Source organism: Trichococcus sp. ES5 (assembly GCF_900067165.1).
Lineage (GTDB): Bacteria > Bacillota > Bacilli > Lactobacillales > Aerococcaceae > Trichococcus > Trichococcus flocculiformis.
The window spans coordinates 199,679-215,055 of the sequence record NZ_FJND01000003.1 but is presented as its reverse complement, the minus strand read 5'-3'; the positions used below and the strand labels follow the sequence as shown (position 1 = coordinate 215,055).

12 protein-coding genes are annotated in these 15,377 nt (G+C 48.3%); 1 reads left to right on the top strand and 11 read right to left on the bottom strand.

The features are described 5' to 3' along the window. Positions 1 to 29: 29 nt before the first annotated feature. From TES5_RS04540 to TES5_RS04500, 9 genes are all read right to left on the bottom strand, one after another. Entirely contained in the window at positions 30 to 1,550 is a 1,521-nt protein-coding gene (locus TES5_RS04540) for a pyruvate kinase (RefSeq protein WP_068560286.1), read from the bottom strand. A 132-nt stretch (positions 1,551 to 1,682) separates the two neighbouring features. After that, positions 1,683 to 3,548 (bottom strand): DUF2207 domain-containing protein, encoded by a 1,866-nt coding sequence (locus TES5_RS04535; RefSeq protein ID WP_068560282.1) that lies wholly within the window; start codon positions 3,546 to 3,548, stop codon positions 1,683 to 1,685. Between the two features lie 360 nt (positions 3,549 to 3,908). Then, entirely contained in the window at positions 3,909 to 4,820 is a 912-nt protein-coding gene (locus tag TES5_RS04530; RefSeq protein ID WP_068560279.1) for a two-component system regulatory protein YycI, read from the bottom strand. Then, complete coding sequence (locus tag TES5_RS04525) at positions 4,810 to 6,126, bottom strand: YycH family regulatory protein (protein WP_068560276.1); 1,317 nt, start codon at positions 6,124 to 6,126, stop codon at positions 4,810 to 4,812. Before TES5_RS04525 ends, TES5_RS04530 begins: the two co-directional genes overlap by 11 nt. Further along, positions 6,123 to 7,970: a cell wall metabolism sensor histidine kinase WalK gene (walK, locus tag TES5_RS04520; RefSeq protein WP_068560273.1), complete on the bottom strand. Its 1,848-nt coding sequence runs from the start codon at positions 7,968 to 7,970 to the stop codon at positions 6,123 to 6,125. The genes TES5_RS04525 and walK overlap by 4 nt, the downstream gene beginning before the upstream one ends. A 6-nt stretch (positions 7,971 to 7,976) precedes the next feature. Then, positions 7,977 to 8,684, bottom strand: coding sequence for a response regulator YycF (gene yycF, locus TES5_RS04515; protein WP_068560270.1), 708 nt, complete (start codon positions 8,682 to 8,684; stop codon positions 7,977 to 7,979). 210 nt (positions 8,685 to 8,894) lie between these two features. Then, positions 8,895 to 10,271: a L,D-transpeptidase family protein gene (locus TES5_RS04510; RefSeq protein ID WP_178137830.1), complete on the bottom strand. Its 1,377-nt coding sequence runs from the start codon at positions 10,269 to 10,271 to the stop codon at positions 8,895 to 8,897. 481 nt (positions 10,272 to 10,752) lie between these two features. Continuing rightward, positions 10,753 to 11,481, bottom strand: coding sequence for an O-methyltransferase (locus TES5_RS04505; protein WP_068560265.1), 729 nt, complete (start codon positions 11,479 to 11,481; stop codon positions 10,753 to 10,755). 94 nt (positions 11,482 to 11,575) lie between these two features. Continuing rightward, the gene (locus TES5_RS04500) at positions 11,576 to 12,886 is read right to left on the bottom strand and encodes a hemolysin family protein (protein WP_068560262.1); all 1,311 of its coding nucleotides are present in this window, start codon (positions 12,884 to 12,886) and stop codon (positions 11,576 to 11,578) included. 385 nt (positions 12,887 to 13,271) lie between these two features. Here TES5_RS04500 and cbpA point away from each other — a divergent pair, with 385 nt between their 5' ends. Beyond that, complete coding sequence (gene cbpA / locus TES5_RS04495; protein ID WP_068560259.1) at positions 13,272 to 13,913, top strand: cyclic di-AMP binding protein CbpA; 642 nt, start codon at positions 13,272 to 13,274, stop codon at positions 13,911 to 13,913. Between the two features lie 178 nt (positions 13,914 to 14,091). On the opposite strand, the gene TES5_RS04490 is transcribed toward cbpA, so the two are convergent. After that, positions 14,092 to 14,739 (bottom strand): MBL fold metallo-hydrolase, encoded by a 648-nt coding sequence (locus tag TES5_RS04490; protein ID WP_068560256.1) that lies wholly within the window; start codon positions 14,737 to 14,739, stop codon positions 14,092 to 14,094. Between the two features lie 144 nt (positions 14,740 to 14,883). After that, the gene (locus TES5_RS04485; protein ID WP_068560253.1) at positions 14,884 to 15,372 is read right to left on the bottom strand and encodes a QueT transporter family protein; all 489 of its coding nucleotides are present in this window, start codon (positions 15,370 to 15,372) and stop codon (positions 14,884 to 14,886) included. Positions 15,373 to 15,377: the final 5 nt, after the last annotated feature.

Here is a 15,377-nt window from a genome sequence, read left to right as displayed (position 1 = left end):
AAAAGCGAGAATGCATGATGCATCCTCACTTATTTCTTGGTTTTGCGCCAGGCTTTCTTGGCGATTTTGAGCGCGCGCAGTTTGGCGGTCTTCTTCGATCTGTTCTGCTGGCTCTGTACGAGGATCGCATCCAACAAGGCGATCCCTTCTTCCACGAAATCGCCCTTGTTCAGCATGACGCACTCCGCCTGCCCGGCCATCGTCGCATCCGACATCTCCGCCCGCGTCGGCACGCCATTCTTCACCATGTTCTCGAGTACTTGTGTGCTCCAGATGACGGGAATGTGTGCAGCTTCACAGATCCAGAGTATTTCCTCCTGCAGTTCCGACAGCCTCAAGAAGCCGGCCTCCGCAGCCAGGTCTCCACGTGCGATCATGATCGCCAACGGATTTTTGCTGGCTGCAGCCACGATCAACTCCGGCAGATGGTTCACGGCTTCTACCGTTTCGATCTTGATTACAAGTGGGATGGCCAGCGCTGCTTCGCTTCCTACTTGTTCTGCCAATGTGTTTTGGATGGCCACGATGTCCTTGCTTCCGCGGACAAAGGAGAAGCCCAGGATATCGGCCTCGATTTCGGCAACCAATAAGTCTTCGCGGTCCTTATCCGTCAATATCGGCATCCTAAAGGTCGACTCCGGGAAATTGAGCCCTTTCTGCGGCTTTATTCTGATCCCTTTAGCTTTTGCAGTCTTCCCTACCTGCACGACGACGCCTTGCGATTTTTGCTCCACAACACGGCCTTCCAGGACGCCATCATCCAAAATGACCGGACTGTCGACCTTCAGCTCATCAAAGAGGTTCAGGCTTTCGCTGAACACAATGGCCGGATAGTGCTTCAGATCTTTGAAGGAAGCATCCGCCGTCAGGAAGAACAAGTCCCCAACTTTGAGGCGTGGCTTCTCCTTTTCACTGCTGACGGCATCCACCCGGATTTTCGGACCTGCGATATCAAAATAGATGCGGCAACTCTTGCCGGCAGTCTTTTGGGCTTCCTTCAGATTTTCGATCATCTTCAGCCAGACGGCACTGTCGTCATGGGCGCAGTTGATACGGGCGATGTCCATGCCACGCTCCAGCAGGCGGACGAGGAAGTCTTTGTCGGTTGCGGCCTGCTCCGGAAGGGTGACCATGATCCGGGTCGTCCGGTGCTTCGGCGCATCGCCCAATAAGGCGGTCGCCTCGGTCGCCAGTTTTTTCCGGCCCGGGAATTTCTCGGGCGTCTTCGGATAGTCGGACAGCTGCTTGATCGCCCCTGACATCAGCGCCAAGTTGCGCACAATCGCATCCAGTTGTTGGAGTACTTTCGATTCCGTCCTTCCCAATGAGGACAAGCCCCATTTCGACAGTCGGTTCTGCAACGGGCGGATATCCCTTCTGCGCAGCGCCAGATAGTAGGCCAAGTTTTTGGCGCTCAACTCAAACGCTGTCCGGGAAATACCCGACTTCCATTCCGCATAAAGGCCATTGCCTTCCTCATAGACCGCCTGACGGAGCGCCTTCATCTCCTCGTATAATGACAGCAATTCATTCCGTTCTTTTTCTTTCATTCCGCACCCACCTCGGCCTTTCATCATCTTTAAAACAAAGGATTGCCTGCTGAAATATAACTCGGTATCTGAAACAAAAACACCCTGCTCTGCTTCAGAATAGGATGTTTTTGAAAGTATGGATGACGCTCGTCAGAACGCCCCTCCGCCTGAACCGCCACCGGAACCGCCGGATGAACCACCGCTGAAACCGCCGCCGAAGCCGCTGCTGTTCGAGGAAGTCGGCATCGATTTGGTTACACCTGTGTTGATGCTGTTGTTCAGCGAAGACAGGAAGATGGCGTTGTTCATGTAATAATAGCTGCCGAATGCGGAAGCCTGGATTTCATTCACCGGGAATTCGACCTGCATCTGTTTCATGACTTTGTCGGCCACGCCCAGAGAAACAGCATAAACCAAGAAATGATCCCATAAAGCGATGGATCCGACTTCACGCATCGGGAAATCACCCACGTCCTTCAGCATATTGCGGAAGCCGTTCCATTCCTGCTTCGTCCGTTCACCTTCCGCAGTCATGATCGGCTTGACCGCCACTGCCATAAGCTGGATGAAGCTGAAAGCCGCACCCAAAACGGCGAGAACGATTGCCCAAGCGGTAAAATTGCCGCTCATGGCGCCGAAGAACACAACAGCGATCACAAGGAAGATATTTGCCACCAAAGCCAGTGCTGCAAAGGCAACGGCTTTCTTATTATCCTTCGAACGATAGGTTTTACGTTTTGGCGTGGCAACGTCCATTACGCGTTCTTGCCATTTTTCCCGATTTTCATTGAATCGTTTTGCTTCAGCCGAGTTATCGGCGATATTCTCGATATCATCGAGGGTGACGCTTTCCCCATTGCCGACATCGCTGATGAACCACTCCAAAAGTTGTTTTTCGTGGCTCAGGAGCGGAGCATTTTTTGTGTCCTTGATCTGCGTCAGCAGGAAGGAGTCTTCCGGCGCTTTTTCCCGCCCAAAGATGCCTTTTTGGGGAATCTGCACCGGTGAAATCGTCAGATAGCCTTTGCGCACAAGATCCAATATAGTCGCCGAAATATCGGCAGCCTGCACATTACCGCTGAAGACAGCACCATTCATGACGGCCGGTGTCATGTCTTCTGGCAATTCATAGATATGGTCCGGCAGATGGATTTCCTGCGGTATCTCTCTTTTTCTTGCTCTCCTTACCCAGAGGAACACCAGAATCGGCAAAATCGGCGCGAACGCGGCAAAAACAGCACTGAGGACGCCGAAAAGTAGCGCATTGCGTTCTTCTTCTTCGGCCAAGGCGGCTTCCTGCGCCAAGATTTCATCGAATTTATCCTCGTTCACTACATTCGGATTGTCTGCAGTAATGCGTGTCGGGAAGATCACATGCGCCTCAACGAACTGATTGGCCGGATTCTGTGGAACGTAAAGCAAGGCTTTTTGGTTGTCTTCCAGCGTCACGGTACTGTTTTCACCGCCACCATGGCCCCAAGCGCGTAATTCCTCTTCAGCTGTCGCTTCCGGCAACAGAATGGTGACATCCACATCGTTCAATGGATCCTCCCAAGCGGAACCGATAACTTTGCGGTTGAATTCGGCGATATCGTTGTAATTCGTGATGATTTCGGGAATGCGGTATTGGTATTTGACTGTCTGAATCTCATCCGTCATTTTGTTGTAGACGGTGAAATTCAGGAAATCGCCGGTGTTGTCCAGTTTGAACGTCCCCGGTTCCTCCGTGTCGCTTAAAGCAAAAGGGAAAGAAGTTTCCGACAGATAGCCTTGCATCGAAACTTTCACGTCTGTCGGGTCCGCTACCTCCGAAATATCCAAATCATACAGCACCCCATTGTATTCCCCTTCAAAATCGTACGTGATGCTCTCGGTGAAAAAAGCGCTGCCATCCCGCTGTATTTCGACCAACACATCATAATTTGTAATCTCATAGGAACGGGCCTGTACTTCCTTCTGGCCAAATCCGATCAAAAAAAAGAACATAACCAGCACAATCGAGCCTATCCGTTTCATCGTTACCTTCCCCTTCCGATACCCTCCATCAAGCTTGTCGCTTCTGATACCCCCATTTTAACAAACATAAGGCAGTAAGAAAAGCTATCCGAGCCCGCTCTGCCTCGAAAGAAATTTAGGAAATCTGGCCCTGAATGAGCATCGCAGAGCGCAATGGGTCAGATTTATCTAATTTCCGAGAGGCAGGCTCGGATAGCTGGACAATCAGCTTAGATGCTCAAATTGATTGGAATATTGAAAACGCCGAAGGTGATGCATTTACGCACTCGAAAATAGGATAAGATTGGCTATATATAAAAAGGAAGAACCTCAATTCAAGGTTCTTCCTTTTGTTTGTGCCGTTGAAAAATAAATTCCGCTTCAATCCACTGCATTGTCTGTTTCCGAGGAGTCCTCTTCCTCCAGCAACAAAGCACTGCTGGTGGCTGTCTTCGCCTGGATTTGCGCTTCAGCTGACGGAAGCGAAACACTGGACGTCGTGATGATGCTGCCGGTCAAAGCGTCCACCCGTCTGATTTCCACAGGCGCGTTTTCGATTTCGATTTCGATGTACCACATTGGGCTATAGATATCCATATCCGATAGACTCAACGTGCGGTAATACGTCAACTGCACCGCCCGCACCGTTGAATTCGCAGGGATCTGGTTGTTGAGGTACAGCGCTTCGACCGCGCGCTTCTGCGAAATCACGGTCCTGCTGTTGCCTTGCACTTCCGCCTCACCCGCAAAAGTCTGTTCATAGGAAATGACTTCATAATCGGGATCTAAGTTGAAAATGATGCTGCCCGTGCTGTCGCCGATGGGGATATTATTTGCGACTTGCGCGTAAACAAGTTGTCTCCTGAGCGGCAAATAGGTAAGGAAACTGTACTCAGCTCCGTTGAGTACGTTGCCCTGTAAGATGAAATCAGTGATAGGCGTCCTGTCGACAATCGCCAATTCTTCCGCATCGATCTCAAGCGGGATCGGCTCGGACAAGGTGCTGAACAACACACCATCTTCAAAGACTGTCGTCTGATTCTCCAATTTTGACTGATCGGACTCCAAAATGCGGCTCTTGTCCGTCTTCAACAAAGGAATTTTCTCTTGATTGGTCGATAAAGTCGGGAAACTGATATCATCGGCCTTCATTGCCTCTTCGATGTTCAGCGTGGTGCTCTCGCTGCCGAAGCTCAATGTCGTCGCGTTTTTTTCCAACAGCACGCTGAGCAGATAGATGTTCAGGGCTGCGAAGGTGATGATAAAAATGATTTTGATGCGTCTAAAGTCCACTGTCATCCGCCTCCGTTTCCGCTCCGCCGATCCATTGGTCCAACGACTTCCATACGCCGTTGATCTGAATGAACCATTTCGGAGTCAGATTGACGAGACGGTTGGATTCCTCGCTGAACGTCCAATCATACCCCAAGGCGATCATCTGAATTTCTTGGCTGCTGTAGCCACCGGCATCCAGCGCAGCCAAAAGATCTTTCCCGCTTAATAGGGCGACATCCTCTCCGCGATCCGTCAATGGTGTTTGGATGACTTGCGTCAGGAATTGCAGTTCCGTCATGGATGATCCGGACATATGGATCCGCGTCAAGCCGTAATCGACTTCCCCGAATATCGGATAGCCGTTCACGTATCTGCGGTAGTAAACATTGTCCGTTTCCTCATCAAACCCATAGAAGTAAAAAGGATTCGTCCAATTATCCAACATCTTGATTTCATGGAAACTGTCGCGGATCAAGCGATAATCAGGCAGCTCTTCGGCATCCAGAATGTTGCGGTAATAGCTCAACTGCCCTGTTGCCTTATCGATGCTCAACTCGGAGATGTTATCACTGTAGCTCACGAATTCATCGTTTCCGTTATCCTTCAGGTCGGTTGTGTCATTGAAAAGAAGATCGATGAAATAGCTGTTCGAAGGCTTTTCCACCAGATAGACCAACTTTTGGATCGTAATCGCCTCTTTCGGAAGGTAGGAGATGGCTAATTCGGTTTCATACGATTCGACTTCTGCGTAGGCTTCCTTTCGGCCCTCGTAAAGTTCCGCCAACGACTGCAGCAGATTAGCCGGACGTGCCACTGTGAACACTTGCTTTGTTTCATCATTCAAAAGATAGACGGGATCTTCTTCCTTGGAATTAAAGATGATCCGGCCGATACTTTCGCCGTAATAATCTTCCTGTAGATTCGTGAAGTACCGCGAAAGCAGCTCCAACGGCACCTCTTCGGCAAAACGGATTTCCAATTGCGTCGGTGAGAGAATGAGCGCATCATACTCCTCCTTCGTATAGGTGGAAACGCCCTCGATTCCGTTAAACACACTTTCACTCAGCAATTCATTCACACTTCGCATGATTTCGGGCATTTGCGTCAAATACATGCGCTTATCCGTGTGAACGATCATCCTGATCGGTGCAAAGACGTCCTCTACATTCTTCGTATTGGTCAGATTGGCAGAGACCGAGGTCGCTGAATTTTGGCTCAAACCGACCGTACTCGGAGTGGAAAGGATCCTTACCGTAAGGAATAGACTGATTGCAACCAAGGTGTACAAAAGCGCGCTCAGCATCGGTGATTCTTTATGTTTCATCCCCACTCATCCTCCTCATCCATCGGAATGTAAGGCAAGGAAATAAAGAAAGTCGATCCTTTATTTTCCACACTGGTCACCCAGATTTTTCCGCCATGCAATTGAACAACCTCTTTTGAAATGGCCAACCCGAGCCCGGTGCCGCCCATCGAACGCGCGCGGGCCTTGTCCACCCGATAAAATCGGTCAAAGACATGGCCGATATCTTTGCGCGGGATGCCCAAACCTTCATCGGTGATACTGATGACGACACTGTTATGCGTCTCCATCAATTTACAGGTGATTTTCCCACCGTCCGGAGAATATTTGATGGCATTGTTCATGATATTGTCGATCACCTGGATAAATTTATCCTGATCGATTTCGACCCACAGCGTGCGCTGCGTAAAGTCCCGTTCGATCGTGTATTTTTTATTGCGGTACTGTTCCGACTTCAGCACCATCTCGAAGCGATCGATGATATGTGCAACCAATTCGTTGATGCTGACGAACTCCCGATTGAGATCTTGTTTCCCTTGGTCCATCCGGGATAAGTTCAGCAGATCGGTGATCATCCGGATCATCCGATCTGTCTCCGTTGAAATGACCTTCAGGAATTCGGGAGCGATTTCTTCATCTTCCCAGGCACCGTCAATCAGTGATTCCGTGTAACTTTTCACGCTCGTCAACGGTGTCCGCAGTTCATGGGAAACATTCGAAACGAAGCTGCGGCGTTCCTGTTCGACCTTTTCCTGCTCCGTAATATCGGAAAGCACACACACCAACCCGCTGATGAATCCGGATTCCCGCTGGATGACAGAAAATTCCCCGCGCAGGATTGTGTCCTGATCATCTGTCGGGATGTTCAGGATCAATTCATCCTGTGTCTCCAACAACTGGCGGAAAGTGAATTTCTCGCCCAGTTTCAGCACCTTCATGATCGATTGTCCGATCGCTTTATCTTGTGAAATCGAGAGCAGATCCATCGCACGGCTGTTGATGATGATGATTTTCCCGCGGCGATCGGTGGCCAACACGCCATCCGTCATGTGCCGCAGAACGCTGTCCAACCTTTGACGCTCCGATTCTGTTGTTTCCTGGGCGTCCTTTACTTTATAAGACAGATCATTGATGGTTTCGGCCAATTCGCCCAATTCATCCGCTCCATAGACGGTCACTTTGCCGGAATAATCCCCATCGGCAATATTCGCCGTCTGCCGGCGCATTTCGGATATCGGACGCGTGATCCCCCGGGAGATGATAACAGCCAACACAATCGTAATAATGATCGCCACGACCGATGCATTCAAAAAGATGCTCACCGTCTGGCTCATCTGCGAATAGACCGATTCGATGTTAGACTCCATCACCAACACGCCGATGAGGGTACCTGTATTGTCCATCGAATAGATCGGACTGATGTTCTTCAGCACACGACTATTCGTGTCTTCCTTCACATATTGATAGGAAGAGGGGGCATCCAGAAGAATGACTTGTTGGACATCCCGATCAGTCGACTTCGTTCCGATCAAGGATTGTAACGTTTGGTCATTGATTCCGAGAATATAACCCTGTTCATCCATGACCTGCGTTTCCAGGATGTTGGCGCCCGTAAAATCGCTGAGGATGGTCTGTACGGACTCTTCCAGCTTTTCCGTATCATCAGCCATCAGGATCGGTTGCAGCGTTTTCTCCAGAAAGCCTGCATTCAAGCTCATCTGGCTATCGAAGTTGCTGATCATTTTCGTTTCCAGTTCACGGATAAAATAAGCCCCGATCAGTTGCAGGGATACCAACAGGAGGAGAATGAACAGCATTGGTATCTTGAAGTGAATGGAGTGAACCAGACGTATCTTTTTGTTCATATATAATTACTCCTGATCCGGATTCTTCAAGAAGTAGCCTACTCCTCTTCGCGTGATCAACCAAGTCGGATGGCTCGGTGTATCTTCAATTTTTTCACGCAGTCTGCGGACTGTCACATCAACAGTGCGGACATCACCGAAATAATCATATCCCCATACGGTCTGCAGCAAATGTTCCCGCGTCATCACTTGACCGATGTGTTTCGCCAAATAATGCAATAATTCGAATTCACGGTGAGTCAACTCGATCTCTACTCCACGCTTCGACACGATGTACGCATCTTCATGGATGATCAATGCGCCGATTTTGATTTCATTCGTATCGTCTTCTTCAGGCGGTGCAACGACCGGAGAGGCTTGTCTTCTCAAGTTTGCTTTTACACGTGCGACTAATTCCCGGTTCGAAAATGGCTTCGTGACATAGTCATCCGCACCCAATTCAAGTCCGAGCACTTTGTCGATTTCAGAGTCTTTTGCCGTCAACATGATGATCGGGACATCGCTCGTCTTGCGGATTTCCCGGCAGACTTCCAAACCGTCCATCTTCGGCAGCATCAGATCCAGCAGGATGATATCAGGGCCCACTTTTGCAAACTGCGCCAAGGCTTCTTCACCATCAAATGCAGTGAAGACATCATAACCTTCTTTGGTCAGATTAAACTTGATTATATCTGAAATTGGCTTTTCATCGTCTACCACTAGTACCTTTTTCATCTTCAAACCTCCTTATTTCTTGAAACTCTCTGTCCCGTTCGGAACGTCTACTCTTTATTATACAATTGCAGCCGGTTATGTGCAAAGCGTTCCTGAATTACTATCCGTCAGAATCCCGGCGGTTGTACCAAAAAGGACAAGCCATCAATCCTTTAGCTGACTGATGGCTTATCCCCCTATTCGACATTATGGCATGCATATATTGATTTATCAGCTGTGGATGACGACCGGAACCCCGATACCGATCATCCCAAACAGTTCAGCCATGACCCCCGGTGGCGTATTGACACAGCCATTCGATCCGGCAGTAAGCCAATATTCACCGCCGTAAGCCGGCTGCCAAGAAGAATCGTGGATACCGATGCCCGTCCAATCGACTGGCATCCAGTATTCGACAGGCGATTCGTAGTCCTTTTCCGTTCTAGGATTGTAGCCTTTCAAAACGGCATCCTCTTCTTTGTTCCAGATGTAGAAGACCCCAGTCGGAGTTGGTGACATCGGATGACCGGAAACGATATCCGTTTCGAGCACAACGGCGCCATCTTTGTAATACCACATATGTTGGCTTGAAAGATCCACTTCGACATAGGTAGTGCCGATGTCCGCGCCATCAGCATGATAGCCGGTACCGTTATAGTTTGGTGTTACCGTAACATCTTCTCCTGCCAAAACATAGTTGATCAGTTTATCCGTTTCGGCTGCGACAGCTAGTGTCCATCCGTAGGTACCGGATGGAACCTGGACCGTTTCGCCGTCGGTTGCCAAGAAATCGCGCGTACGGGAATACGTGCTGTATCTGTCGCTCAGCCCCTGAAGATAGGCTGCAACGCCTTCACGATTGACCGACACATCACCGTTCTCGTCTACGCCCAACCATTCGGTGATGGCTGTTTGCGGAACAGTTTCTGTCTGTCCGGAAATGGAATATTGGATGACCGTATCAGTCAAATCATTCAATTTCTGCAATGTTTCCGTCAAAACTGGATCGTCCGCGGTCAAGGTTGGTTGCTGATAGGTCTGCGCGAGATCGATTTCTGTTTCCCCGGCAATGATCGCTTCCAGCATTTCTTGCTTCAACAATTCCAGATCGACTTTGTTTCCGGTAGTTTCAGGCGAAATTTCATAACCTTCCGTTGCTTTGACGACAGTGGCGTTCACGGGCGGAGTACGTACTTCGTTCTCCAACGGCATAGCCGCCAAAATGTCGGCCAAAGCTGTCTCATCGACAACTACGCCGCTCAGATCGGTTTCTGCCTGCTTTTCTTGGAAAAGCAGGATTGGCCAATTCCAAACGTTTTGTTCTGCCTTCATCGTTTCCAACTTCTCAGTGTTGTCGATGGACACACCCAAATCAGCGGGTGAGAATGCATAGATATTTTCTCCATTTTCGACAATTTGGATTTGTGTTTGTGCGATTGCTGCTGTTGTTTCTGCTTTTGCTTGGGCTACGGTATCATTCGATATATCAATGCCATCCAGCATCGTATTCGGTAAGAATTTATCCTTATAATAGCTACCTGCACCAAAGTATCCGGCCACGACCAATAAAATCGCTGTAGCACCAATGATGATGGGTTTCTTTTTCACTTTCAGACCACCTTCTCGTTTCATTACAATCAGATTACGTTTTTGTTACAAATAATCGAAGCTTACTTTTTATTACTTTACCATGTTTTCTTGAAAAATCAACCTATTTTACCTTAATTTTTTGATAATAGGATGGATCTCAGGCATTCATCATAATACCAATACGGAAGAAATGCAAACAGACACACTCCGCTTTCATAAGTTATGACCAACAAAAAGGTTGCATCCGGAAATTAAATATTTGCTAAAAAATAACCCGCCAAAATAGCCTTGGCGGGCAAAGTCAGTTCAAATCACCTATAGAAAACCCGCCAAAACAGCCTTGACGGGGAAAAACATCCGCGGATAACACGAGATTCCCCGCGAAAGTAGTTTTGGCGGGGAATCTCGCCACAATCGCGGCCTGCGGAATGGATAATCATGCCGGCAAACCACAAAGAAGAGCCGTCACATTTTTCGAGACGGCCCTTCTTCGTGGTTCCTATGCTTGATTCTGTTTCTCTACTTTGATTTCATCCAAAATATAGCCGAAATCAAAGTCTTCTTTTTTGACGATCAGCAAGAGGCCATCACCAAGAGGCACGAGGGAGGTTTCCAATGCCGGATGGTCCAGTACGGTATCCATCAGCTTGTTCAGACGGCGGTGGATCTTGCGGACCCTTTTGGGAACGTCTTTTTCATCATCCAAGATGGTTCCGCCTTGGAAAACATCATCGATGACCAGCATGCCTTCTTTTTTCAGAAGCCGGATGCAGTGGGGCAAAAATTCATAATATTTGGATTTCGCGCTGTCCATAAAGATAAAATCATACGGTCCTTCCAAAGTAGGCAGGACTTCCGCCGCATCGCCTTCCAAAAGCGTCACCTTGTCCGTGATGCCCAGTTTTTCAAAATTCGCTTTGGCGTGGTTGATCATGACCTCAAAACGATCAATGGTCGTGACATGTCCTTCCGCTCCGACGTGCTGCGCCATCAGACTGCCCGAGAAGCCGATTGCCGCTCCGATTTCCAGTATCTGCTTAGGTTTGATCTGTCCCAGCAGCATATTCAGGAAAACCGCTGTTTCATGCGGGATGATCGGCACGCCTCTTTCATTCGCAGTCTTTTCCAGTTCTCCTAATTTTCCAGGGAAACGTTTCAGTCTGTCGCGCATAAAAGCGACCAGTTCTTTCTTTACGACCGGTCTGTCCATCATTTCGTTCAATGCCATACTCTTTTCTCCTTATCGCATACTCTATTATTAATGGCAACAAGGCTGGGACGGAATCCCAGCCTTGCGCTTAATCATCGTCTACAACCACTGTTTAGACGGGCTCTCTCGTGACACGGATGCCGCGGATCCGGCCACTTTCGACTTGTGTAGTCGTCAGCAGGTACTCTCCTGTCTGGATCGTCGCATGCTCATCATCTTTCGGAAAATAGCCGAGCTCCTCGATCATGTAGCCAGCGATCGTGTCCACTTCTTCGGAAGCGATCGCCGTCTTGAACAACTGGTTGAACTTGTCCAACGGCATGCGTCCATTGACGACATAATGATTGTCATCGATTTTTTTCGACAGGCGATAAATTTCATCATATTCATCTTCAATGTCCCCCACAATTTCCTCCAGCAGGTCCTCGAGGGTGATGATTCCCTCCACCCCGCCGTATTCATCCTTAATGATGGCCATATGCGTGTGGGTCTTGCGGAATTCGACCAGGAGATCATCGATATAGATAGTGGAAGGGACAAACAAAGGCGTGTTGACCAACTCACGGAAAGAAATCCGCTCGAAACCGACTTCCTTTGATGCCTTCAAAACATTTTTCATATGCAGAACGCCGATGACATTGTCCTTATCTTCCTCATAGACCGGAATCCGTGAGTATTGGCTGTTCAGAACCAGCGCGATATTATATTCCAGATCATCATCCAAATCCATCATCAAAGTGTCGGTACGCGGCACCATCAATTCGCGGGCAAGCTTCGTATCCAACGAAAGGACTCCCTGCATCATCGTAAACTCGGATGGATCGATGACTCCTTCGCCTCGGCTCTGCGCCAGAATGGCCTTCATTTCATCACGGGTGAGCTTTTCTTCCTCATTCGTGAATTCGATCGGCGTCAACTTCTTCAGGATACCGGTCGAGAAAGACAAAAGCCAAACGAACGGCTTAAAAAGTGTCTTGACGACAACAATGGGACCTGCAGTATGACGCGCAATACTTTCGGGCATCTGCAAGGCAATCTGTTTAGGGTACAGCTCACCAAACACGAGCGTTATATAGGAAAGGATGATGGTGATGATGATCATCGCTATCGTTTTACCACCTGCGATATTTCCCAACAACGGTTCGATATAACCGACAAAATTGGATGAAGCCGACGCACTGCTGAAGAATCCGGCAAAAGTGATGGCAACTTGGATAGTGGCCAAGAAATCATCCGGATTCTCCAAGAGACGCAAAACCTTTTGCGATTTCTTATCGCCGTCTTTGGCAAGCTTCTCGATTTTGGAGCGGTTGATGGAAACAAATGCTAATTCGGCTGATGCAAAGTAAGCATTCAGTAAAGTCAGGGTTAGGATCAAGGCTATTTTTGATAGTAACGACTGGCCTTCGGGGTCTGGGTTCATATGATTTTTTTCTCCTTTTTGATGATGACTCACGCAGTTGGAACAGGCTTGGAATCAAAACACCGCGCAACTGCATAAAAAAATATAGATTCTGTTCAATTATATACTACTAAATATAGTGAACTCTGCTCGAAAAATCAAGAGATTTTTCATGGGCCGCCTGTTTCAGCTGTCCGGTTCTTCTTTCTTGCGCTTACCTGGATCGACAAGCATTCTCATCCCAATCTAATTTCCCAGCGCGTTCGGCACAGCGCTGGAAGGGCTTTACTGCTTGATTTATCAAATGTTTAAGAATTTCCAACTATGTGTTTTTAACCGTTGCTTTTTTTGATTTTAATGTTATTATCACATTAGACAACCGCGTTTTTAGGAGGATTTTAATAATATGCTTATCCGCTCACTTGCCATCCCAAAAAGGGAGTTGACCATCGTCAAAGAGTCAGCCACGCTTCAGGATGCACTGGATATCCTCGAAGAGTCCGGCTTCCGTTGTGTTCCGATTCTGGACGAAACAGAAACCATTTTTCGTGGAAACATCTACAAGATGCATATCTATCGGCATAAAGCGAACGGCGGCGAAATGAACCTGCCCGTTACGCACTTGCTGAAGAATGCCACAAAATTCATTTCGATAGACAGTTCGTTCTTTAAAGTGTTTTTTACCATCAAAGAATTGCCCTATATTTCCGTTTTGAATAAGGATATGACCTTTTACGGCATCCTGACCCATAATGCCTTGCTGAATATGCTGGCCCAATCATGGAGCATCGATGTCGGAAGCTACGTTCTGACGGTCATCGCGCCCGGTCAAAAAGGCGATCTGTATCATATCACTAAGATCATCAACCGCTATTCCTCCATCGCCAGCTGCATTTCTCTTGACATCAACCGTGAGGACGCTTTGCGCAGGGTATTGGTCACGTTACCCGCTGGCACGCCCAAACAGGTGCTGGACTCCATCGTCAAGGCGCTGGAGCGCAAGGATTTCCGCGTGACGGAAATCGAAAACCTGCAAGTGGATTTCTGAAATCCAACCCATCACATTACATTACATTGAGTGCCCGGAGTGGCGTTTTCCCGGCGAGGAGGCCCTCATCGGGAATTCCGCTCAGGCTCCAGGCTCCAGACGCCCGCTCGATCTAAAAACTAATACAAAAAGTCGGACGAAGCCTTGTGCTTGCCCGACTTTTTTGCGCATACCCGGATCAGCGCGTAGCGCCATTCAGATAAGGGTTTGAATAGATTTCTTCCCTCACTGTCGTAGGATCGCCGTGTCCCGGGAACAGGACCGTTTCCCCTGGCAAGGTTACGATATATTTCTGGATGCCCTCGATCAGTGTTTCATGGCTGCCGCCCGGCAAATCGCTGCGGCCTACGCTGCCTTTGAAGATGACATCCCCAACGATCGCGAACCCGTTCTCGCGGTAAATAAAAACAGTACTGCCTGGTGAATGTCCAGGAATATGTTGCATCTCAAAACGGAATTCACCGATTTCGTAAGAGCCCATCTCCTCGAAGAAGACATCCGCCTCCTTTGCCAATCGGACATCGGGAACGTTCGGATTGCGCGCGGACCCGTTCAGTTGCGGATCCAACAGCCATTCCCGTTCAATCGGATTTTGGTAAACGGGAACGTCGTATTTTTCCCGGATCGTTTCGAGGGCTCCGATATGATCGTAGTGCGCATGGGTCAACACGATCGCTATCGGATGCAACGCATTCTCTTCGATGGCTGCGATGATGTCCTCAGCTTGCTCACCCGGATCAAAGATGATCGTGTCATTTTCATGGTCTCCGATCAAAAAATAACAATTTTCTTGGATAGGACCGACTGTGATTGCGTACATTTCCATATATTATTTCCTCCCTCTTTTTCGATTACCTCTCTATTATAAGAGAATGATGAGAAATATCCTAGCAAAAAAAACAGGAGGATCTGCTGACCATCCAGCAAAAGCCTCCGTTCCCCAGTTTTTCTCATACTAAATGTTAACGGATCAAGCCATTTTCTCGGCAAAACCGATGATTTTGTTCAGGTATTTCATGAGCGGCGCCGACACAACCAGCACGACCGCTTCCCCGAATGCCGCTGTCGCAAAACTGAACCAGAAAGGCAAATCAAGAACGATATAGAGTTCAATCGCGACAAGGACCATCGTCATCGTGAAGACGAACGCGGTCATCATCATGCGCTTCATTTCAGAATCGTTGGGTTTGAACAATTTTTCCAAAATAAGGAAAGAGATCAATGTCTGGCCAAATCCGAACACCAAGTCCCAAGCTCCTAACGTCGAAAAAATCAGATTGGCGATAAAAACACCCGCCAAAACACCGTATTTATAATTTTTGTGGTAGCCCACCAAATGATTCAGCATTTCTGAAACACGGAATTGGACGGCACCGAATGACATAAATGCAAAAATCCCTGTCATGGCAACATACAGCGCTGCAATAATTGTATTGATAACCATTTTTCTTGTATTCAACCTAA

Bases quoted from the DNA above. Each gene is read 5' to 3' on its own strand.
- TES5_RS04500 (WP_068560262.1), bottom strand. From the start codon at position 12,886: ATGAACCCAGACCCCGAAGGCCAGTCGTTACTATCAAAAATAGCCTTG.
- TES5_RS04490 (WP_068560256.1), bottom strand. From the start codon at position 14,739: ATGGAAATGTACGCAATCACAGTCGGTCCTATCCAAGAAAATTGTTAT.
- TES5_RS04540 (WP_068560286.1), bottom strand. From the start codon at position 1,550: ATGAAAGAAAAAGAACGGAATGAATTGCTGTCATTATACGAGGAGATG.
- cbpA (WP_068560259.1), top strand. From the start codon at position 13,272: ATGCTTATCCGCTCACTTGCCATCCCAAAAAGGGAGTTGACCATCGTC.
- TES5_RS04525 (WP_068560276.1), bottom strand. From the start codon at position 6,126: ATGAAACATAAAGAATCACCGATGCTGAGCGCGCTTTTGTACACCTTG.
- walK (WP_068560273.1), bottom strand. From the start codon at position 7,970: ATGAACAAAAAGATACGTCTGGTTCACTCCATTCACTTCAAGATACCA.
- yycF (WP_068560270.1), bottom strand. From the start codon at position 8,684: ATGAAAAAGGTACTAGTGGTAGACGATGAAAAGCCAATTTCAGATATA.
- TES5_RS04505 (WP_068560265.1), bottom strand. From the start codon at position 11,481: ATGGCATTGAACGAAATGATGGACAGACCGGTCGTAAAGAAAGAACTG.
- TES5_RS04535 (WP_068560282.1), bottom strand. From the start codon at position 3,548: ATGAAACGGATAGGCTCGATTGTGCTGGTTATGTTCTTTTTTTTGATC.